The 19,941-nt window shown below is 68.8% G+C and carries 18 protein-coding genes, 1 tRNA gene and 1 riboswitch; of the genes, 6 read left to right on the top strand and 13 right to left on the bottom strand.

What is annotated here, in order from left to right; all coding sequences use genetic code 11:
• Position 1: 1 nt before the first annotated feature.
• The 4 genes from modA to lepA form a co-directional block, all read right to left on the bottom strand.
• Positions 2–757, bottom strand: a complete 756-nt coding sequence (modA, locus tag ACX40P_RS05900) for a molybdate ABC transporter substrate-binding protein (protein WP_459125401.1) — start codon at positions 755–757, stop codon at positions 2–4.
• A 62-nt stretch (positions 758–819) separates the two neighbouring features.
• A complete protein-coding gene (locus ACX40P_RS05895) occupies positions 820–1,857 on the bottom strand; it encodes a GGDEF domain-containing protein (RefSeq protein WP_459125400.1) in 1,038 nt (345 codons plus the stop codon).
• Positions 1,854–3,155 (bottom strand): HD-GYP domain-containing protein, encoded by a 1,302-nt coding sequence (locus ACX40P_RS05890; protein ID WP_459125399.1) that lies wholly within the window; start codon positions 3,153–3,155, stop codon positions 1,854–1,856. The genes ACX40P_RS05895 and ACX40P_RS05890 overlap by 4 nt, the downstream gene beginning before the upstream one ends.
• 106 nt (positions 3,156–3,261) lie before the next feature.
• Positions 3,262–5,073 carry a translation elongation factor 4 gene (gene lepA / locus ACX40P_RS05885; protein WP_459125398.1) on the bottom strand — a complete coding sequence of 604 codons (1,812 nt, stop codon included), beginning with the start codon at positions 5,071–5,073 and terminating at the stop codon, positions 3,262–3,264.
• Between the two features lie 133 nt (positions 5,074–5,206).
• On the opposite strand from lepA, the gene ACX40P_RS05880 reads away from it, so the two are divergent.
• A tRNA-Pro gene (locus tag ACX40P_RS05880) sits at positions 5,207–5,283 on the top strand.
• 110 nt (positions 5,284–5,393) lie between these two features.
• Here ACX40P_RS05880 and ACX40P_RS05875 read toward each other — a convergent pair.
• Entirely contained in the window at positions 5,394–6,197 is an 804-nt protein-coding gene (locus ACX40P_RS05875) for an ABC transporter substrate-binding protein (RefSeq protein WP_459125397.1), read from the bottom strand.
• A 38-nt stretch (positions 6,198–6,235) separates the two neighbouring features.
• On the opposite strand from ACX40P_RS05875, the gene ACX40P_RS05870 reads away from it, so the two are divergent.
• The 4 genes from ACX40P_RS05870 (at position 6,236) to ACX40P_RS05855 (ending at position 10,949) form a co-directional block, all read left to right on the top strand.
• A complete protein-coding gene (locus ACX40P_RS05870) occupies positions 6,236–7,222 on the top strand; it encodes a FecCD family ABC transporter permease (RefSeq protein ID WP_459125396.1) in 987 nt (328 codons plus the stop codon).
• Entirely contained in the window at positions 7,216–8,004 is a 789-nt protein-coding gene (locus tag ACX40P_RS05865; protein ID WP_459125395.1) for an ABC transporter ATP-binding protein, read from the top strand. The genes ACX40P_RS05870 and ACX40P_RS05865 overlap by 7 nt, the downstream gene beginning before the upstream one ends.
• Positions 8,003–8,189: riboswitch (cobalamin riboswitch) on the top strand. (Overlaps the previous gene by 2 nt.)
• Before the next feature lie 143 nt (positions 8,190–8,332).
• Positions 8,333–10,309: a TonB-dependent receptor plug domain-containing protein gene (locus ACX40P_RS05860; RefSeq protein WP_459125394.1), complete on the top strand. Its 1,977-nt coding sequence runs from the start codon at positions 8,333–8,335 to the stop codon at positions 10,307–10,309.
• Positions 10,310–10,409: 100 nt separating this feature from the next.
• A complete protein-coding gene (locus ACX40P_RS05855; RefSeq protein WP_459125393.1) occupies positions 10,410–10,949 on the top strand; it encodes a hypothetical protein in 540 nt (179 codons plus the stop codon).
• 26 nt (positions 10,950–10,975) lie between these two features.
• On the opposite strand, the gene ACX40P_RS05850 is transcribed toward ACX40P_RS05855, so the two are convergent.
• The 7 genes from ACX40P_RS05850 to ACX40P_RS05820 all read right to left on the bottom strand — a co-directional run bounded on the left by ACX40P_RS05850 (position 10,976) and on the right by ACX40P_RS05820 (position 18,222).
• Entirely contained in the window at positions 10,976–12,421 is a 1,446-nt protein-coding gene (locus tag ACX40P_RS05850; protein ID WP_459125392.1) for a cobyric acid synthase, read from the bottom strand.
• 359 nt (positions 12,422–12,780) lie between these two features.
• Positions 12,781–13,722, bottom strand: coding sequence for a DUF808 domain-containing protein (locus ACX40P_RS05845; RefSeq protein WP_459125391.1), 942 nt, complete (start codon positions 13,720–13,722; stop codon positions 12,781–12,783).
• 94 nt (positions 13,723–13,816) lie between these two features.
• Positions 13,817–14,143: a phasin family protein gene (locus tag ACX40P_RS05840; protein ID WP_459125390.1), complete on the bottom strand. Its 327-nt coding sequence runs from the start codon at positions 14,141–14,143 to the stop codon at positions 13,817–13,819.
• 55 nt (positions 14,144–14,198) lie between these two features.
• The gene (locus tag ACX40P_RS05835) at positions 14,199–15,581 is read right to left on the bottom strand and encodes an L-serine ammonia-lyase (RefSeq protein ID WP_459125389.1); all 1,383 of its coding nucleotides are present in this window, start codon (positions 15,579–15,581) and stop codon (positions 14,199–14,201) included.
• 43 nt (positions 15,582–15,624) lie between these two features.
• Positions 15,625–16,530 (bottom strand): type II secretion system minor pseudopilin, encoded by a 906-nt coding sequence (locus ACX40P_RS05830; protein ID WP_459125388.1) that lies wholly within the window; start codon positions 16,528–16,530, stop codon positions 15,625–15,627.
• Positions 16,527–17,129, bottom strand: coding sequence for a type II secretion system protein GspJ (locus tag ACX40P_RS05825; protein WP_459125387.1), 603 nt, complete (start codon positions 17,127–17,129; stop codon positions 16,527–16,529). Before ACX40P_RS05825 ends, ACX40P_RS05830 begins: the two co-directional genes overlap by 4 nt.
• Positions 17,130–17,181: 52 nt before the next feature.
• Positions 17,182–18,222 carry an ABC transporter substrate-binding protein gene (locus tag ACX40P_RS05820; RefSeq protein WP_459125386.1) on the bottom strand — a complete coding sequence of 347 codons (1,041 nt, stop codon included), beginning with the start codon at positions 18,220–18,222 and terminating at the stop codon, positions 17,182–17,184.
• Positions 18,223–18,308: 86 nt separating this feature from the next.
• Between ACX40P_RS05820 and ACX40P_RS05815 the strand changes: the two genes are divergently transcribed.
• On the top strand, positions 18,309–18,938 hold the full coding sequence (locus tag ACX40P_RS05815) for a hypothetical protein (protein WP_459125385.1): 630 nt from the start codon (positions 18,309–18,311) through the stop codon (positions 18,936–18,938).
• Positions 18,939–19,006: 68 nt separating this feature from the next.
• Here the strand turns inward: ACX40P_RS05815 and ACX40P_RS05810 are convergent, their stop codons facing one another.
• On the bottom strand, positions 19,007–19,861 hold the full coding sequence (locus ACX40P_RS05810; RefSeq protein WP_459125384.1) for a DUF4394 domain-containing protein: 855 nt from the start codon (positions 19,859–19,861) through the stop codon (positions 19,007–19,009).
• Positions 19,862–19,941: the final 80 nt, after the last annotated feature.

Below are 19,941 nucleotides of genomic sequence, written 5' to 3'. Positions count from 1 at the left end.
GTCACCCGGCGATAAAGCCGAAGCGGCGGAAGATCGCGCGGCCGCGCGGCGACAGCAGAAAGGCGCGGAACGGTGCGGCGTCAGGGCTGGTCGATTGTTTCAGGACCGCGATCGGATAGCGGATCGGGAGGTGACTGGCGGCGGGGAACACCGCCACGACGCGCACCGCCTGCGATGCGCGCGCGTCGGTCGCATAGACGATGCCGAGGGGGGCGGCACCGCGCTCGACCAGTGCCAGCGCGGCCCGGACATTCTCCGCCCGAACGATACGCGGGGCCACCGCCGCCCAGTCGCCGAGTCGCTCCAGCGCCGCCTGACCATAGCGTCCCGCCGGCACCGCGGCGGGATCGGCCATCGCCAGCCTGCCCTCGCCCAGCACCCGCGCCAGATTGCCGCCGCGGCCGAGGTGCACGGCGGTACGCGTGGTGCGCGGGGCGACGAGGACGAGGCGATTGCCGAGCAGGTCGGCGCGCGTGCCGGGACGGACAAAGCCCTTCGCCGCCAGCGCATCCATCCACGCCTCGTCGGCGGAAACGAACAGGTCCGCCGGCGCCCCAGCCATCGCCTGCCGCGCCAGCGCCGATGATGCCGCGAAGGAGACGCGCGGACGCGGGTAGCCGGCCCGTGCCCAAGCGTCGGCGGCGGCGGTCATCGTCTCCTGGAGGCTGGCGGCGGCCAGCACCACCGGTGCGGCAGGGGGCGGCGCCGCACCCATCAGGAACACCACGGCGAACAGGGTAGCGAGACGGCTAAACATCGGAACGACAGCGTCCTTTCACGACGCCGCTATATCGTGCCGAGGTCGTTTTGCCAGCGGCGTCAGCCGACGACGAGGCAATCCTTGCCCGACCGCTTTGCCCGGTAGAGCGCATCGTCGGCGACGCGGATCGCGCCGCGGCGGTCGCCCCCCATCGTCGCCAGACCGGCCGAGAAGGTGATCGTCCCGATCGACTCGCCCGTGTCCTGATTGACGAGCGAGCGTCGCGCGAGATGGCCGCGCACCGCGTCCAGCCGCTCATACGCCTGTTGGGGCGTGCAATTCTCGAAGAGGCAGACGAACTCCTCCCCGCCGTATCGCGCGACCTCGGCGTAACGGGCGAGGTCGCTTCGCAGCAGCTTCGCGAAGAAGCGCAGGACGCGGTCGCCGGCGTCGTGACCGTGGCGATCGTTGACCGACTTGAAGTCGTCGATGTCGCAGATCGCGACCGTCGCGCCGCAGTCCGGGTCGAGCGCCGCCATGCGCGTATCGAACCAGCGCCGGTTGGGCAGGCCGGTCAGATGATCGCAGTCGGCATCGCGCCGTGCGGATTCGACCTTCGCGCGCAACGCATCGGTCTCGCGACGGGCGTTCTCCAGCCGGCCCTCCATCTCCCGCGTTGCCTCAACGACATCGCGGGTCAGCGGGATCAGCCGGTCGAGCGCACCGACCGGATCGTTCGCCGCCACCCGCATCTGCTGGTCGAGCGCGGCGCCATAGCCGCGCGCCGATTCCTGCGACTGAGCAACGATGCTCAGCGCCTCTTCCAGCCGCGCCGCCAGCGCGCCGGCGACATCGGACACCAGCGCGGGCGGGATGCCATCCACCGGCGGGACGATCTGGGCCAGCAGATCGTCGGTCAGGCGGCCGTGTTCGCGCAGCAGCGCCGCGATCGCGGAAACGGTGGGCGGATGACCGACCATCTGCTCCTGCGCAATCCGCAGATTGTGCGGCGTCACCGACAGGTCGTGCGTCGACAGGAAGTTGCCGATGTCGTCCATCAATGTGCGACGCGCGATCTCGCGCGGTGCGGCGGTCGGTGCCGATGTCGGCTTCGCGCCGCGCCACCAGTCGGTCAGTCGGATCTGTGCGGCGGTCATCGGGCAGCTCTTGCGGTCGCCAGAGTCGGGGCGGGCGTCCGTGATCGATCGCGCGGCGGAGGGCCGGCGGCGGGGATGGTGTCGCGATTGCCCACCATTGCCTCGATCTCCTGCCAGCGGTCGCCGAACCAGCGCTCGCCGCGCTCGGTGCGCAGGATCGGGTCGGACGGGGCGGCGTTCAGCGTGGTGATGTCCTCATACGGCACGAACCGCGCCGTGGGGATGTCGTAGAAGGCGCGCACCCGCGGATTGGTCGGCGCAGCTTCGTCGCAACCGATGACGAGGCCAAGCCGTCCCGAATGCAGCCGCACGACCCCCCCCAGCGGAAAGATGCCGATACTGGCGATGAAGGTGTCGAGCATCCGCGTGTCGAAATGCCCCTCCCACTCCAGCATCCGCGCCAGTGCTGCGTTGGGGCTCCAAGGCCGCTTGTAGGGACGCACCGAAGTGATCGCGTCGTAGACGTCGCAGATCGCACCCATCCGTGCCCAGACGCTCAGCTCGTCGCCCTTCAGCCCGAACGGGTATCCCCCGCCATCGACGCGCTCGTGATGATGCAGGCAGACGTCGAGCGCGATTTCGTTCACTTCGGCGCTCTTCTTCAGCAACGCATGGCCGGCACCGGGATGACTGCGGATGATGCGCAGCTCGTCCGAATCGAGCGCACCGGCCTTGTCGAGCACCGTATCCGGCATCGCCATCTTGCCGATATCGTGCAGTAGCCCGGCGATCCCCGCCTGCTGCACCTGATCCTCGGTCATGCCGAGCTGGCGTGCGAGGTTCATCATCAGCGCGCAGACCGCGACGGAGTGGAGGTACGTGTATTCGTTCTTGGTCTTCAGCCGGGTGACGTTGAGCATCGCCGACCGGTCGCGCTCCATCGACGCGGCGATCTCCTCGACCAGTGGCGACACTTCGGCGATCTGGACGGCATTGCCCAGCCGCGCCTCGGAGAACATGCGGGTGACCGCGACCTTCGATCGTTCGACGGTTTCGCGGGCGCGGTCGATTTCCTTCAGCTTCGGCGTCCGGCGGCGGCCGCCGCGGCGCTCGACCAGCACGATCGGCTCGGCGACCTCAGGCGTCTCGGCGTCCGGTGCTGCCGCAGGCTTCGGCATCACGCTGCGCGACTGGTCGATCGTCACCTCGGTGATCTTCGACTGGCGCAGCAGTTCGAGATCGGCCGCATCCTCGAGCAGGAAGCGGCTGCGCCAGAACGGATTATCGAGCCACGAACACTCAATCGAGTGAACGAACATTCCCAGTTGCACCTGCGCCACTGGAAGCCGAACCAGCATCAATCAACCTCCGCCCCGATGTGAAGCGCAGGTTGTGACGCAAGAGATTTAATGCCGGGTTAGCCGCCCTGGATTTTCGCCGACCAATATATCCAAAATGAAAGCATCAGTTGTCGTCGCCCATGCGAAGAGCGGCGATAAAGGCTTCCTGGGGAATGCTGACGCTGCCGTACTCGCGCATGCGCTTTTTGCCTTCCTTCTGCTTTTCCAGAAGTTTGCGCTTACGAGTCGCATCACCACCATAACATTTGGCGGTCACGTCCTTGCGTAGCGCGCTAATGGTTTCGCGCGCCACCACCTTGCCACCGATAGCCGCCTGAATGGGTATCTTGAACATATGGCGCGGGATCAAATCTTTCAGCCGCTCGCACATGCCGCGTCCGCGCTGTTCGGCCGTCGAGCGGTGGACGATCATGCTGAGCGCGTCGACGGGCTCGGCATTGACCATGATGCTCATCTTGACGAGGTCACCGGTGCGGTAACCGATCTGTTCGTAATCGAAGCTGGCATAGCCACGCGAGATACTCTTCAACCGGTCGTAGAAGTCGAACACGACTTCGTTGAGCGGCAGTTCGTAAGTCAGCTGCGCGCGACCGCCGACATAGGTCAGGTCGCGCTGGATGCCGCGGCGGTCCTGACACAGCTTCAGAATGCTGCCGAGATATTCGTCGGGGACGTAGATGACGGCCTTGATCCACGGTTCGTCGATCTCGGCGATGCGGTTGGGATCGGGCATGTCGGCAGGGTTATGGAGCTCGAGCGTACGCCCCTCCGCCTCGCCCGCCGCCTTGGTCAGCTGCAGCTTGTAGACCACCGACGGCGCGGTGGTGATGAGGTCGAGGTCGTATTCGCGGGTCAGCCGTTCCTGGATGATCTCCAGATGGAGCAGCCCGAGGAAGCCGCAGCGGAAGCCAAAGCCCAGCGCGGCGCTTGATTCGGTCTCGAAGCTGAACGACGCGTCGTTCAGCCGCAGCTTGCTGATGCTCTCGCGCAGCTTGTCGAAGTCGGCGGCATCGACCGGGAACAGGCCGCAGAACACGACCGGCTGGACTTCCTTGAACCCCTCCAGCGCCTGGAGCGCCGGGCGCTTGGCGTCGGTCAGCGTGTCGCCGACGCGCGCCTGCGCGACTTCCTTGATCTGCGCGGTGATGAAGCCGATTTCGCCGGGGCCGAGATCGGGCAGCTGCTCGATCTTCGGGCGGAACGCGCCGACACGGTCGACGAGGTGCAGCGTGCCGGTCGCCATGAACTTGACCTGCTGGCCGCGCCTGATGACGCCGTCGATGACGCGGACGAGGATGACGACGCCCAGATACGGGTCGTACCAGCTGTCGACCAGCATCGCCTTCAGCGGCGCGTCGCGGTCTCCCTTGGGCGGGGGGATGCGCTCGACGATCGCGTCGAGGATCTCCTCGATGCCGATGCCGGCCTTCGCCGACGACAGCACCGCGTTCGACGCGTCGAGGCCGATGATCTCCTCGATCTCTGCCTTCACCTTCTCGGGTTCGGCCGACGGCAGGTCGATCTTGTTGATGACGGGAATGATCTCGTGATCGTGCTCGATCGACTGATAGACGTTGGCGAGCGTCTGCGCCTCGACGCCCTGCGCGGCATCGACCACCAGCAGCGCGCCCTCGCACGCGGCGAGACTGCGCGACACCTCATAGGCGAAGTCGACGTGGCCCGGCGTGTCCATCAGATTCAGGACATGGCCCTTCCACTCCAGACGCACGGTCTGCGCCTTGATGGTGATGCCGCGCTCCTTCTCGATATCCATGTTGTCGAGCACCTGCGCCGACATTTCGCGCTCGGTCAGACCGCCGGTGCGCTGGATCAGGCGATCGGCGAGCGTGGACTTGCCGTGATCGATGTGGGCGATGATGGAAAAGTTGCGGATCAGCGAAAGGTCGGTTGCCATAACCGGCGCCCCTAGCATCTGTCGCGCGCCTTGCCAAAGGCGCGCGAGCAGGCGGATTCATCGCTTGATACGGCGCGACACCCCGGATATAGGCCGCGCCTCGCCACGCCGGGTTCGCCCGGCCGGCGCCGGTCGGGGAATAGCTCAGCCTGGTAGAGCACTGCCTTCGGGAGGCAGGGGCCGGAGGTTCGAATCCTCTTTCCCCGACCAATTTCTTCCCGCTACACACGCGTCGCGCGATGTCCGCGCCGGGAACGGGTGGCGTCATTCGGATCATCGATAAAAGGACGGCACCTGCGGCTCGACGCGGTCGGCCCAGCCTACCGGTCCAGCGCCCGAAGCTGCCGCGTCAGGCTCTCCGCCGCCCGCACGTAATCGGGGCCGCCGCATACCGTCCAAGTCTGCGGGATCCACAATACCGGGATGCCGCGCAGCGCCGGGTGGTGGAGCATCTCGGAGCCCTGATCTGTCACCGTCGCCGTGCCGCGCTCCATGACGAGCACGTCGGGCCGCGCGGCGACCATTTCCTCCACGCTCAGTTGCGACAGCATCGGCTTGCCGAGCTTGCCCGCGAGATTGACGAGGCCGACGCGGCGCATGAGGTCATCGACCAGCGTGCCGGTGCCGGTCATGTAGCCGCGCCGCTGGTAATAGGCAGCGACGCGCCCGCGACCCGGATTGCGCGGCAGAACGGCGAGGCGTGCATCCATCCGCGCGACGAGGGCCGCCGCGCGTTCGGGATGCCCCACCGCCTGCCCCACCGCCCGCAACTGCTCGGTGATCGCGCCATAGGTTTCGGCGCTGGGCAGGTCGAGCGGGCGATAGCGCAGCCGGGCCATCGTCGCGCTGCGATACTGCGGGATCGCGACGATCATGTCGGGCCTTGCGACCAGCAGGCTTTCCGACGTGTCGCGGACGATGGGCAAGCCGCCCGCCCGGTCGGCGGCGGCGGAGAGCGAGCGGTCGGTGGCGAAGCGGCTGAGTCCCGCTATCTGGCGGCGGTCGGCGACGGCGAGCAGCATCTGGTCGGCGCACAATGTGACCGACACGATGCGGCGTGGCGCGGGCGCCCCGGCCGCGGTCGGCAGCGCGGCGGACAGGACGAGAAGCAGGCGGCCGATCATGCCGCCTGCGATAGCCGGATCGTCGCGGGGAACAAGCGATGAGCCGCGCGCTGCTGATCGGCGGGCTGGCGGTGCTGGTGGTCGTGGCGGGTGTCCTGTCGCTGCTGCTGGGGACGGTGCCGGTCGGACTGGCGCGGCTAGTCGCGGTGGTGGCCGGGCATGGCGACCCGATCGTGCACACGATCCTGATCGACCTGCGTCTGCCGCGTACCGTCATCGCGCTGGCGGTGGGGGCGATGCTGGGGCTCGCTGGCGCGGTGCTGCAGGGGTATCTGCGCAACCCGCTCACCGATCCGGCGGTGCTGGGCACGTCGAGCGGTGCGGCGTTGGGGGCGGTGCTCGCGCTCTATTACGGGCTGGCGTTGCTGCATCCGCTGGTGTTGCCGGTGCTGGCGGTGGCGGGCGCGCTGCTCTCGCTGGTGCCGCTATTCGCGCTGGCCGGGCGGGCGGAAAGCCCCCTCACCCTGATCCTTGCCGGTGTCGCCGTGTCGACGCTGGCAACGGCGGGGGTCAGCCTGGCGCTGAACCTGTCGCCCAACCCCTTCGCCGCGATGGAAATCATGAGCTGGCTGATGGGATCAATCGAGAACCGGTCGGTCGAGCATGTCTGGATCGCGCTGCCATGCATCGCGGTGGGATCGGCGCTGCTGCTCGCCGACGGACGGGCGCTGGATGCGCTGACGTTGGGCGAGGACGGGGCGCGGACGCTGGGCGTCGATCTCGCGCGATTGCGGCTGCGCATCCTGCTCGGCGTCGCGATCGGTGTCGGTGGGGCGGTGGCGGTATCGGGAGCGATCGGCTTCGTCGGGCTGATCGTGCCGCACCTGATCCGCCCGCTGACCGACCGGTCCCCCTCCGCCGTGCTGCTGCCGTCGATGCTGGGCGGGGCGGTGCTGCTGACGCTGGCCGACGTCGGAGTGCGGCAGATCGCGACGTCGAGCGAGTTGAAGCTGGGCGTGGTGACGGCGTTCCTCGGCGTGCCGGTGTTCCTGACCTATCTGCTGAAGGAGCGGCGGATATGGTGACGATCGCTTGCGATGCGCTGTCGGTCTACCTCGGCGGACGGCAGGTACTGAACGGACTGTCGCTGACGCTGACGCCGGGCGCGGTGACCGGGATCATCGGGCCGAACGGCGCGGGCAAGTCGACGCTGCTGCGCACCATCGCGCGGCTGCTGCCCATTGCCGAAGGCTCCGTGACGATCGACGGCGCGGCGCTCGGCGACGTCGAGCGCCGCACCCTCGCGCAGACTATCGCCTATCTGCCGCAGGGCGGACAGGTGCATTGGCCGGTGTCGGTCGAGCGGCTGGTGTCGCTGGGCCGCCTGCCGCACCTCGCCCCCCTGTCGCGGGTCGGCGACGCGGACCGCGCAGCGATCGAGCAGGCGATGGCGCGGGCAGACGTGATGCACTTCCGCGACCGGATCGTCACCGAATTGTCGGGCGGCGAGCGTGCCCGCGTGTTGCTGGCGCGCGCGTTGGCGGTGGAGGCGAAGGCGCTGCTGGTCGACGAGCCGCTGGCGGCGCTCGACCCCGGTCATCAGATCGACGTGATGCGGCTGTTGCAGGCCGAGGCGGCGGTGGGGGCAACCGTCGTCGTTGTGCTGCACGACCTGACCGTGGCGGCGCGATATTGCGACCGGCTGGCGCTGATCGATGCCGGGCGGCTGGTCGCCGAGGGCGCGCCGCAAGAAGTCCTGACTCCCGAGCGGCTGGCGCGGGTTTACGGCATCACCGCCTGGATCGACGGCGACCGGATCGTGCCGCGCGACCGAACGGGCGTTGACGCCGCAGTGCAGCACGCCTAGGGGCGCGGTCGCTGGAGGTTCCGGGCAACCGGAATAATAGGGAACGGGGTTCGAGACCCCGGCTGCCCCTGCAACTGTGAGCGGAGAGCCACCACACCATATGCCATTGGGAGCGATCCCGAGAAGGCGGTGAGGATCGGCGTCGACCCGCAAGCCAGGAGACCTGCCCCCAGCAGTCGTCCTTCGTCCGGCCAGGGTGCGCCGAGCGGACGGGTAAATACCCGAGCGACGACATCGCCAGCCCGCGTCCGCGCGGGGGGCGAGGTCGTGCGCGCCCTCCCCCTCCGAACGGTCACGAGCTTCGACTGTCCGTTTGGGGTTATTACCAATGCTGAAGACTTCCGCGTTTCTCATCACGCTGCTCGCCTCCACGTCTGCCTTCGGCCAAGAGGCGCCCGCACCGAACGCCGCCGCCGCGACCACCAGCGACGAATCTGCCAACAAGGATATCGTCGTCACCGCGACGCGCACGCCGAAGGCCAGCGACGAGGTCGCCGCATCGGTGACCGTACTCGACAAGGCCGCGATCGACCGCTCGCAGGACATCAATATCGCAGACCTGCTGGTCCGCACGCCGGGCGTCACCCTGTCGCGCAACGGCGGCTTCGGCACGGCTACGTCGCTGCGCATCCGCGGCGCCGAAACCGACCAGACGGTCGTCGTGATCGACGGCGTGAAGCTGAACGATCCGTCCGCCGTCGGCGGCGGTTACAACTTCGGCAACCTGCTGACCGGCGACGCCGCGCGGATCGAGGTGCTGCGCGGGCCGCAGTCGATCCTGTGGGGCAGCCAGGCGATCGGCGGTGTCGTCAACATCGTCACACCGCTGGCGACGCGCGAACTCGAAGGGAGCTTCGACGTGGAAGCAGGCTCGCGCCGCACCGTCAGCGGGCGGGCCGCGATCGGCGGCAAGACCGGACCACTCGCCTGGCGGATCGGCGGCCAGACCTTCACCACGCAGGGCATTTCGGCGATCGCGAGCGGCACCGAGCTGGACGGCTACACCAACCGCAACGTCAGCGGCCGTGCGCTGCTGGACGTCGCGACCGGCGTCAGCATCGACCTGCGCGGCTTCTACAGCGACGGGCGCGTCGAGAATGACGGGTTCGGCGTCGACAGCCTGGAATATTCGCTGACCCGCGACTTCGTCGGCTACGCCGGCGTCAACGTCGACCTGCTCGACGGGCGGTTCCGCAACCGCTTCGGCTATGGCTACACCGACACCGATCGCGAGAACTACAACCCGCAGCGCGCCGCCAACCCGGCGACCGTCCGCGCGCTGACCTTCGACGCGGTCGGGCGCAACCGCCGGTTCGAATATCAGGGCAGCTTCGCGATCGCGCCGGGCTTCGACCTGACCGTCGGTGCCGAGAACGAGCGCTCGCGCTTCCGCAGTGTGTCGCCGCCCGCCGCGCTGACCACCGCCATCCCCGCCCCGATCCGCGGCACCGCGGAGATCACCAGCTTCTACGGCCAATTGAATGCCGAGGTCTTCACAGGCCTGACGCTGAGCGGCGGCGTGCGCAACGACGACCATAGCCGCTACGGATCGGAAACGCTCTTCGCCGGTGGCGGCGTCTACCGCGCGCCGTGGGGCACGATCGTCCGCGCCAATTACGGCGAGGGCTTCAAGGCGCCGTCGCTGTACCAGCTGTTCTCCGAATTCGGTAATCAGGCCCTGAACCCGGAGCGGGCGCACGGCTGGGAAGCGGGTGTCGAGCAGCGGTTCGTGAACGACGCGATCAGCGTCGGCGCGACGTACTTCGATCGCGACACGACCGACCAGATCGGCTTCAACAGCTGTTCGTCGACCTCGACCGACCCGCGCTGCTTCGCGATCGGCAGCACGACCGTCCGCCGCTTCGGCTATTACTTCAATATCGCCCGTGCCGAAGCCCGCGGCATCGAGGCGGCGGCCAGCGTGCGCGTCGCGAAGAATCTGCTGGTGGACGGCAACTTCACCTGGGCCAAGGCGACCGACCGGACGCCGGGCGCGGCGACCTTCGGTCGCTTCCTGGCGCGGCGCCCGCGGCACACCGCCAACGCATCGGCGAATTACACGTTCGACCAGGGTGGATCGGTCGGCGTCGCGGCACGCTGGTCGGGCGAGGCGTTCGAGAATGCTTCGAACACCGTGCGCTTCGCACCCTACACGCTGGTCGACCTGCGCGGCGACGTGCCGATCAGTTCGGCGGTGCGCCTGTTCGCGCGCGTCGAAAACGTGTTCGACGAGACGTACGTGACGGCTGCCGGGTACGGCAATCTGGGGCGCAGCTTCTACGCCGGGTTCCGCGGACGCTTCTGAACAGCGGTTCGTGCTGAGCGGAGTCGGAGGTGCCCTTCGACTTCGCTCAGGGCGAACGGATGTGATTGTGAACACTCCTTCAAAGCGACGGAAATCCATCATGACGACCGAACATGGCAATTCGACCCCGGTGTGGGTGGCACTGCTGACCGCGGCGAGTGGCGTCACGACGCTCGCGCTGGCTTGCGCCACGCCGTTCTCCGCGCTCGCCGCGCTGGCGGCGACGCGATTGCCGGCGCGAGGCGGCTATGCGCTGATGGCGCTGACCTGGGCGGTGTCGCAGGCGGTCGGCTTCTTCGTCCTGCACTATCCCCGCGATGAAACGACGCTGGCATGGGGGGTCGCGATCCTCACCGCCGCGCTGGCGGCGATGGTGGTCGCTCGACTCGGCGCTGCTGCCGTCGCCACACACGGTGCGGCGATGCGGCTGGCGACGGCGTTCGGCGTAGGGTTCCTAGCCTACAAGACGGCACTGCTCGGCTGGTCGCTGGTGCTGGGCGGCGTGCATACCGCCCTGTCGCCCTATTGGACAGCGCGGCAGTTCGGGCAGGAGGCGCTGATGCTGGCCGGTCTAGTCGCGATGTATCATGCGCTGGTGGCGCTGGGTGTGCCGGCGGCCAGACGCGTCGAGGCGGCGTAACGAGCTCAGCACGAACGGGGATTGGCCTACCCGCGCGCCAGTTTCAGCAGTCCATCCACATCCACATGCCGCTCCAGCGTCTCGGCGATCGAGTCGAGGGCGGCGTCCACCGACGCGGCGTGGTCAGGCCCGCGCGCCGTCGCGCCGATCTTCGTTAGCCACGCCGCCCGCTGCTCGGCGCGGGCGAACAGGCCGTGGATGTAGCAGCCGGCGACCAGACCATCGGCGCTGGTCGCGCCTTCGGGCATGGCGTCGATCCGGCCGAGCGGACGCCCCGTGTCGGGGCCGGTGGTGGCGCCGCAGTGGATCTCATACCCGTCGAATCGCGCGCCGAGCGCCTCCCCGGTCACCTGGCGTAGCGTCTTGGCGGGACCGAGCACGGTCTCGACGTCGAGCAGGCCGAGGCCGGGCGTCGTGCCCGCGGCACCCTCGATCCCCAGCGGATCGGCGACGCTGCGGCCGAGCATCTGGTAGCCGCCGCAGATGCCGAGCACCGGTCGGCCGCGACGATGGTGCGCGCGGATGTCGATGTCCCAGCCTTGCGCGGTGAGGAAAGTGAGGTCGGCGCGCGTCGCCTTCGATCCCGCCAGCACGATCAGGTCGGCGTCGGTGATCGGCGTACCGGGCGGGACCATGACCAGATCGACGTCCGGCTCCAGCCGCAGCGGATCGAGATCGTCGAAATTGGCGATGTGCGCGGTGATCGGGCAGGCGACGACCCGTCGCCCGCCCGCCGGCGCAGCCGGATGTTGAAGGATCACCGCATCCTCGCTCGGCAGACGGAAGGCATCCGCCATCCACGGGATCACGCCATAGCCGGGCCAGCCGGTGCGGTCGGCGATGGCGCGATAGCCGTCGTCGAACAGCGTCGGATCGCCGCGGAACTTGTTGACGAGGAAGCCGCGGATCATCGCCGCATCGGCGGGATCAATCACCCCGCGCGTGCCGACCAGCGCGGCGATGACGCCGCCGCGATCGATATCGCCGACCAGCACAACCGGCACGCCCGCCGCCCGCGCGAAGCCCATGTTGGCGATGTCGCCGGCGCGCAGGTTGATCTCGGCGGGGCTGCCGGCGCCTTCGACGACGACGATATCGGCCTGGGCTTCGAGCCGGTGGTAGCTCTCCAGCACTTCGGCAAGCAGCCCCTCCCGCCCCTCGCGCCAGAAGCGCGCGTCTAGCGTGCCGCGCACCTGTCCGCGCACGATCAGCTGCGAGCTGCGATCGCCCTGCGGCTTCAGCAGCACGGGGTTCATGTCGACGGTGGCGGGGGTGCGCGCGGCGATCGCCTGCGTCGCCTGCGCGCGGCCGATCTCTCCGCCGTCCATCGTGACGGCGGCGTTGTTCGACATGTTCTGCGGCTTGAACGGGCGGACCGTCAGGCCACGGTTGGCGAAGGCGCGGCAGAGGCCTGCGACCAGCACTGACTTGCCGACGTCGGAGCTGGTGCCCTGCAGCATCAGCGCAGGCATGATGCGGACCGTTCGGAGGGCATGATGTCAGCCACTACACGGCTCCTCGTGACGCCAGCGAGGCGGAGTCGCCATCGATACTCAACCGATCGGTTGAGCGTGAATGTTGAGACGAAAACACCTGCGATTCCCCTCGTGAAACCGGCCGGACGACGCTCAACCGATCGGTTGAGTATTGTTGGAGCCTGTTCGGGGATAGCGGCGGGGTGATGTGTAGGACAGCGGGAAGCCGCCGGCCTGCGCAGGGGCTCTTCATCCGGCACCCGTGAACTGTCCTTCGATACGCCGCTTCGACAAGCTCAGCGGCTACTCAGGACGAACGGGGTCAGGCACCACGGAACAGTCGAGGCCCGTCGAGATCAATGCGCCTTGCCGCGGGCGCGCTGCACCGCCTCGTAGATCAATACGACCACGCCGCCGACGACACCGCCGACGATCGCCGCGCCGATCGCCGCGACCACCCAGTGGACGACGCCCTGCGCGACCGGCGAGGCTGCCGCGACGACGTCGGCGGCATGTTCGATCGCGTGGGGGATTGCACCCAGCCTGAAGACCTCCAGCCCGTGGGCGATGATGCCACCGCCGACCCAGATCATCGCCGCGGTGCCGATGATCGACAGCGCGGACAGCAGCTTCGGCATCGCCGCGACCAGGCCGCGGCCGATCGCCTGCGACGCGGACGAGCGCGCCTGCGCCATGCTGAGGCCGATGTCGTCCATCTTCACGATCAGCGCGACGGCGCCATACACGCCGAGCGTGATCGCGATGCCGACGATCGCGAGCACGACGCCCTGTTCCCACAACGGCTTGTCGGTCAGGTCGGCGAGCGCGATCGCCATGATCTCGCCCGAAAGGATGAAGTCGGTACGGATCGCGCCGGTCACCTGCCGCGTCTCCAACACAGCAGGATCGGTGATGTCGGTCACCTCGTCGGCATGCTGGTGGCCGGTGATCGCGGCGATGACCTTCTCCGCGCCCTCGAAGCACAGATAGGTACCGCCGATCATCAGGATCGGCGTGATCGCCCAGGGCGCGAACGCACTGAGCAACAACGCAGCGGGCAGCAGGAAAACGAGCTTGTTGCGCAGCGAGCCCAGCGCGATCTTGCGGATGATCGGCAGTTCGCGGTCGGGCGACAGGCCGACGACATAGCGGGGCGTGACGGCGGTATCGTCGATGACGACACCCGCCGCCTTCGTGCCCGCACGGCCCGCGGCACCGGCCACGTCGTCGAGCGAGGCGCCCGCCAGCTTCGCCAGCGCGGCGATGTCGTCGAGCAGGGCAACCAAGCCACCGGGCATGCGCGTTTTCCGTTCGTTACATGAAAAAGTGCTCCGGCACGGGCCGGAGCACTCCGAAGCTATACCGGCCGGGCCATGTCAACCCGGCAGGCGTTCATCCGCCCGACGTGTCGACCCCGCCGCTGCCGCGGAACGGCGCGGTGCTGTCCTTGCCGAACTGGACGATCAACTCGCCGATCTCGCGCGCCTGCGCCATCGATCGGCTGCCTTGTTCGCGCAGATAATCGCCCTGGATCTTCATCACCTCGGCGAGATCCTTCGCCTGCGCGGCGGCGCGCATGGCGGCGAACGCCTCGCGTGCGTTGGCTTCGGCCTGGTCGAGCACCTTGATGCCGACCTGCGAGCCGCCCTCGGCGATCTTCTCGCCGCTGGCCTTCATCGCGGAGCCTGCTTCCTTCATGCGATCGGTCATGTCGTCCATGCTTGCCCTCCTGCCTTGATCCTGCACCTTCGAACGCACGAGCGCGGCAAAGCGCTCAACATTCGACGACGTTGACGGCCAGCCCGCCCTGGCTTGTTTCCTTGTACTTGCTGCGCATGTCCTCGCCGGTCTGGCGCATCGTCTCGATGACGGCGTCGAGGCTGACGACGTGGCTGCCGTCGCCGTGCAGCGCGAGATAGGCGGCGTTGATCGCCTTGATCGCGCCCATCGTGTTGCGTTCGATGCAGGGGATCTGGACGAGCCCGCCGATCGGATCGCAGGTCAGGCCGAGGTTGTGCTCCATGCCGATCTCGGCGGCATTCTCGACCTGGCGCGGCGTGCCGCCGAGCGCCGCGGCGAGACCGGCGGCGGCCATCGAGCAGGCGACGCCGACTTCGCCCTGGCACCCCATCTCGGCTGCGGAGATCGACGCGCGCTTCTTGTACAGGCTGCCGATCGCCGAAGCCGTCAGCAGCAGGTCGCGGCTGCCCGCGCGGGTCGCCCCGTGGACGAAGGCCTCGTAATATTTCATCACCGCCGGGATGACGCCCGCCGCCCCGTTGGTCGGCGCGGTGACGACGCGGCCGCCGGCGGCATTCTCCTCATTGACCGCGAGTGCCCACAGGCTGACCCAGTCGAACACCGCCGACGGGTCGGAGCGCGGGCCGCGATCGTTCAATTTGTCCTGCAATGCCTTGGCGCGGCGCGGCACCTTCAGCCCGCCGGGCAGGATGCCGTCGGTCGCGCAGCCGCGGCGGATGCTGCCGAACATCGCCTCGCGCACGCTGTCGAGGAAGGCGTCGGTTTCTTCCGCGGACCGCCACGCCGCCTCGTTCGCGCGTTCGAGGTCGGCGATCGAGCAATTCTGTTCGGCGGCGAGCGCCAGCATCTGTTCGCCGGACGAGAAGGGATAGGGCAGCGCGACGTTGGCGCGGGATTCGACCGCGCCCTCTTCCGCGATCGCACCGCCGCCGATCGAATAGAAGCGCGCACGCACCTCCGACCCGTCGTCCAGCGTGGCGACGAAGGTCAGGCCGTTGGGATGGCCGGGCAGAAAATCATGGCTGAACACGATGTCACGCGCCGGATCAAACGGAACCGGCAGCGTGCCGTCGATGTCGATAGAGTGGTTCGCGTCGATCGCGGCGATCATCGGCGGGATGGCGTCGGGGTCGACCGCTTCCGGCTCCCAGCCGGATAGGCCGACCATCACCGCAGTGTCGGTGGCATGGCCGCGGCCGGTCAGCGACAGGCTGCCGTGCAGGGTCGCGCACACGCGCACGACCGCGCGGTCGGCGATCGTGCCGGCGAAGGCACGCGCGGCGCGCATCGGGCCGACGGTGTGCGAACTCGACGGGCCGATGCCGATCGTGAACAGCTCCACCACGCTGATCGGGCGGGCGAGGTTGGCGCGGACGGACAGGCTGGCTTGCGTCATTGCGGACGAGGATAGGCCGATGCGGTAACGATTGAAACCATCGTCACCCGCCCTTCACGTCCGCCACCGCGCCGTCCGCCTGACCGAACGCGGGCGCGTCGGGGGGGACGGCGGCGCCGAGCCAGCGTTCGACCGGCTGTGTAGTGCGGACACCATCGGGGGAGAGCGTGCGCTGGATCAGGGTCGCGCCCTGCTGCACCGTGTCGCCGACGGTCGCGCGGGTACGGACCCAGAAGGTGTTCGAGCGGAAAGAGGTGCCGGGCGGTGCCGACACCTTCTGGTCGTCCAGATCCTTGGGCGTCAGAAACCCCTGGCGCGCGCGGACGCGAACCAGGCGGTCGACGACGACGGGATCGTTGAACAGGACGGTGAGGACTTCCGGGCTGGCGGCGTTCAGGTTGATCGCGGTTTCGCCGGGCAACGCGGTGACCAGCGCCTCCATCTTCGCAAGCGTCGGCGGGTCGAACCCGGCGAAGCGCAAGGGGCGCAGATCGGTGAAGGGACCGTGCAGGCGGACCAGCTCGACCGCCTTCAGCGCGGTCTCGTGGTCGATGCCGGCCTGTTCGGCCAGCCGGTCGAACAGCAACGTCGCCATCGAATTGCCGGAGCGCAGCATGTTGACGTTGAACTTCCCCTCCGCATCCGAGATCGCGAGGTCGAAGGTGCCGCCGGCGATCGGTGCGCCACGCTCGGCGAGCGCGCCCCACGGTTCGGCGGGGTTGTCGGCCTCCGGCGCGACCTCGGCATCGCGGCGTAGCGCGACGATCGCCGAAATCTCCCCGCCCCGCACCGCCGCGGAAGCGACCGCCGCCTCGCGCACGCGCAGCGAGCGATCGAGCGCCAGTTCCTCACGCTCGATCATCAGCAGCACGAGGCCGGCGGCGATGGCGACGAACATCAGCACGTTGACGAGGATCATGCCGGCGTCGTCGTGGTCCGAGCCGCTCACGTCACGTCCTTCGCGCGGGTCGGCAGCAGCATGACGCGGCGAATGGCGCCGCCGGGCGTGCCGGCCAGCGTCACCTCCACCTCGATCCCGCGCGGCCATGCCTTCTCGTCGCCGGTCGGCCAGCGATCGATCCAGCCGCCGTCGAAGAAGCGCCAGCGCACCGCGGCCACGTCGCGCAGCACCGCCTGGGCCCCGCCGCCGGCATCGCGCACCAGCACGCCGCGATCGAGCGCATAGCGCACGGTGACCGGCGGCCCGCCGACGCCGGGGGCGGAGCGGCGGAAGCTGATCGCCGGTCCGCCGCCGGCGATATCGCCGCCCGCGACCTGCTCGACATCCCCCGACACCACCAGCATCGCGCGTTGCAGGTCGGTGAGACGATCGAGGCGCGCCGCGGTGCGACCCTGCACGCCCAGCACGCTGTCGACCAGCGCGATGCCGGCGACCGCGATGAGCGCGAATAAGAGCAGCGAGATGAGGAGTTCGATGAGGGTGAAGCCGGCGTCGGCCCGCCCCGCACCGTGCTCCCGCGCAGGCGGGAGCCCAGGGTTACAGGCGGCGGCACTGGTGGCCCCGGGCTCCCGCCTGCGCGGGAGCACGGCACTGGTGTGTGCAAGGGTGCTTGGGACCGCCGCCCGCCCCGCCGTCACGTCACGCGCCCCGGCTGGTCGCGACGCTCGCATAGCCGTCGCGGCTCGCGACCAGGATCGACAGGTCGCGCGCGCAGCTGCCGTCGCTGCGGAAGCGGACGGTGCCGGTGACGCAGGTGAAGCCGTCGCCGGCGATCAGCCCTTCGCGGTTCATGCGGTTGCCGTCGCGCAGGACACCGACGATGCGCGATGCGTCATAGGCAAGCGCGGCGAGCGTGCCGGGATCGCCGCCGTTGCGCCCTTGGAAATCGGTGGCGAAGTCGCCGAACGCCTTCGGGTCCGGTGCCGCCAGCCACGCGCCGTTCAGCGCGTCGAGCGCCGAGGGGCGATAGTCGAGCGCCTGCACGGTGCCGAGCAGCTGGATGCCGCTGCCACGCAGGTTGCGTGCGGCCGCCAGCACCGCCTCCCCGCTGCCGGGCAGCAGGACGGCGTCGGGCTGTTCCCCGGCCGCGGGCAGGGTGCCGCCCGGCGTGACGGTGACGGCGCGAATGTCGAGGCCGACCGCCCCTTGCGCCTTCACCGCAGCTTCGCTGGCGGCATTGCTCCACACGCTGCCGTCGCCGACGACCACCACGTTGCGCACCCCGCGCGAGCGGGCATAGCCGAGCACCGAGGTCGTCGCCTGCTGCGCGGTCAGGCCGAACACGAACGCGCCGTCGACGGCGGCGGCGGGATTGTTGGTGAAGGCGACGACCGGCACGCGACCGGCGACCGCCTTCGCCGCGGCACTCGCCTCCCACGACGTCAGCGGCCCGAGGATGATCGCGCACTTGCGCTTCAGCGCCGCCTGCGCCGCCGCCGCCGCGCCGGTCGCGGTGCCGGCGGTGTCGAAGGCGACAAGCAGTTTCGCATCGGATTGCGCGAGCATGGCCGCACGCTGCATGCTAAGCCCCAGCGCGGCGCGCTCGCCCGACAGGGGGAGCAGCAGCGCCGCCGGGCGCGTATCGCGCTTCGCACCGAATGCCGCAGGGGGAAGGATCGATGACGCCGCTGATACGACGAGGCCGGATCGCAGAAGCCTTAGAGCGTCCCGACGATTCACCAAATGCCTCCGACATCGCACGCGACGGCGCGCGCCGCCGTCTTATCGCCTTCTCGGGGCTTGGCATAGCCGCTTATGCGATCGCGATGATCGCGACGATCCCGGCCGGTGCGATCGTCGATGACGGCGCGTGGCGGACGGGCATTTCGGGCACGATCTGGAACGGCGAAGTCGGGCTGGCCGGCGGCAGCATCCTGGCGTGGGAATGGGCCCCCTTGCGCAGTCTCACGAGTCTGGGCTTCGCGGTCGACTGGCGCGCGACGGGGACGGCAACGAACCTCGGCGGACGCGCGCTGATCGGGCCGTCGTCGGCGACGATCGACGCGATGAGCGGGTCCGCCGATGGTACATTGATCCGCGCGATCCAGCCCGACCTGCCCTTCGTGTGCGACTTTCCGATGCAGGCCGAATTCCCGCGCGCGAAGCTGGGTGGATCGGGTCAGATGGTCGAAGGCACGTTGACAACCGATGCCGGGACGTGTGCGCCGAAGGCTGGCGGAGCGCCAACCGCGGTGCCTTCGCTGATTCTGCTGGCTGAGCATGTCGGCACGACGAGCCGGATGCGCCTCGCGCCCGCGACGATGCGGCGGCGGACGTTGATGACGATCACCCTGTCCGAAAACGGGACAGTCGAGGTCACGATGACACCTGAAGGTGCTGCCGCGCTGCCGTTTGTCGGCCTGCCGCCGGGGGCAAGCATCAAGGGCGAGATCTGACCCGAATGCAAATCGGGGCCGGAAGCTTTCGCTCCCGACCCCGATCCGATCGATTCGAATGACAGACCTCAGCCGAAGCTGACGGTCGTCCGACGGCGGCGCATCGCACTGCCGACCATGCCGAAGCCGAAGATCAGCATCGCCCAGGTCGCCGGTTCCGGCACCGCCGCAACCGCCGGCTGCGCGACTGCGATGTTGCGCAGGCCGTCCGTGCCCCCGACGCGAGCGGCGGCGCCGGTCGTCAGGTTCACCGTGTAGAAGTTGAAGCCGCTCGACAGGAAACCCTGCCCGTTGGCGTCGATGTCGAAGCTGGCGTCGGCGTCGATGTCGAAGCCGAGCAGGCCGACCGTCGTGACCAGACCGCCGTTCGGGCTGCCCATCAGCGTCAGCGTGTCGCGCGTGAAATCGATGCCGTACAGCGTGGTCGAGGTCGCATTGACGACGCTGTTGGTGTAGCCGACCGCGGTGATGTTCGACTGCGAACCGTCGGCATAGAGATACGCGCCGTCGGTCGCCGCGACGCCGCCCGTGATCGGGTTCAGCCGCAGGTTCTGGCCCGAATCGCTGACCAAGCGGATGCGATCGACCGTCGGGTTGAAGCCGAATCCGAAGTTGCTGCCGCTGAGCGGCAGGCCGCCGGTGCCGACCGCGGTCGCCGCGCCGGTGGTGGTGTTGATGGTGTACAGCTGCGAGTTGCCGCCGAGCGCGAACAGCTCACCCGTCGACGGGCGGAAATCGATGCCGAGGATCGCCGACCCGACCACGCCGCTGAGCGCACGGGTCGACGTGATCGTCGACGGCGACGCGCTGTCGAAAGTAACGAGACGGCCCGACAGGTCGATGCCGAAGACGGTGGCCGCAGTGGCCGGCGCCGACGCGGCGAGAATGGTCGCGGCGGCAGCAATGCCTAGAAACTTGCGCATGGAAATATCCCTGTTGATCTCTCCCGCCCCGGCCTCGACATTGCCGCAGGTTAAGAGATAGTCAACAAGCTATTAAGTAT

The sequence above is a fragment of the Sphingomonas sp. RS2018 genome, assembly GCF_054489605.1.
Note: the sequence above shows the minus strand (reverse complement) of the source record. Positions and strands in the feature narration are given on the sequence as shown.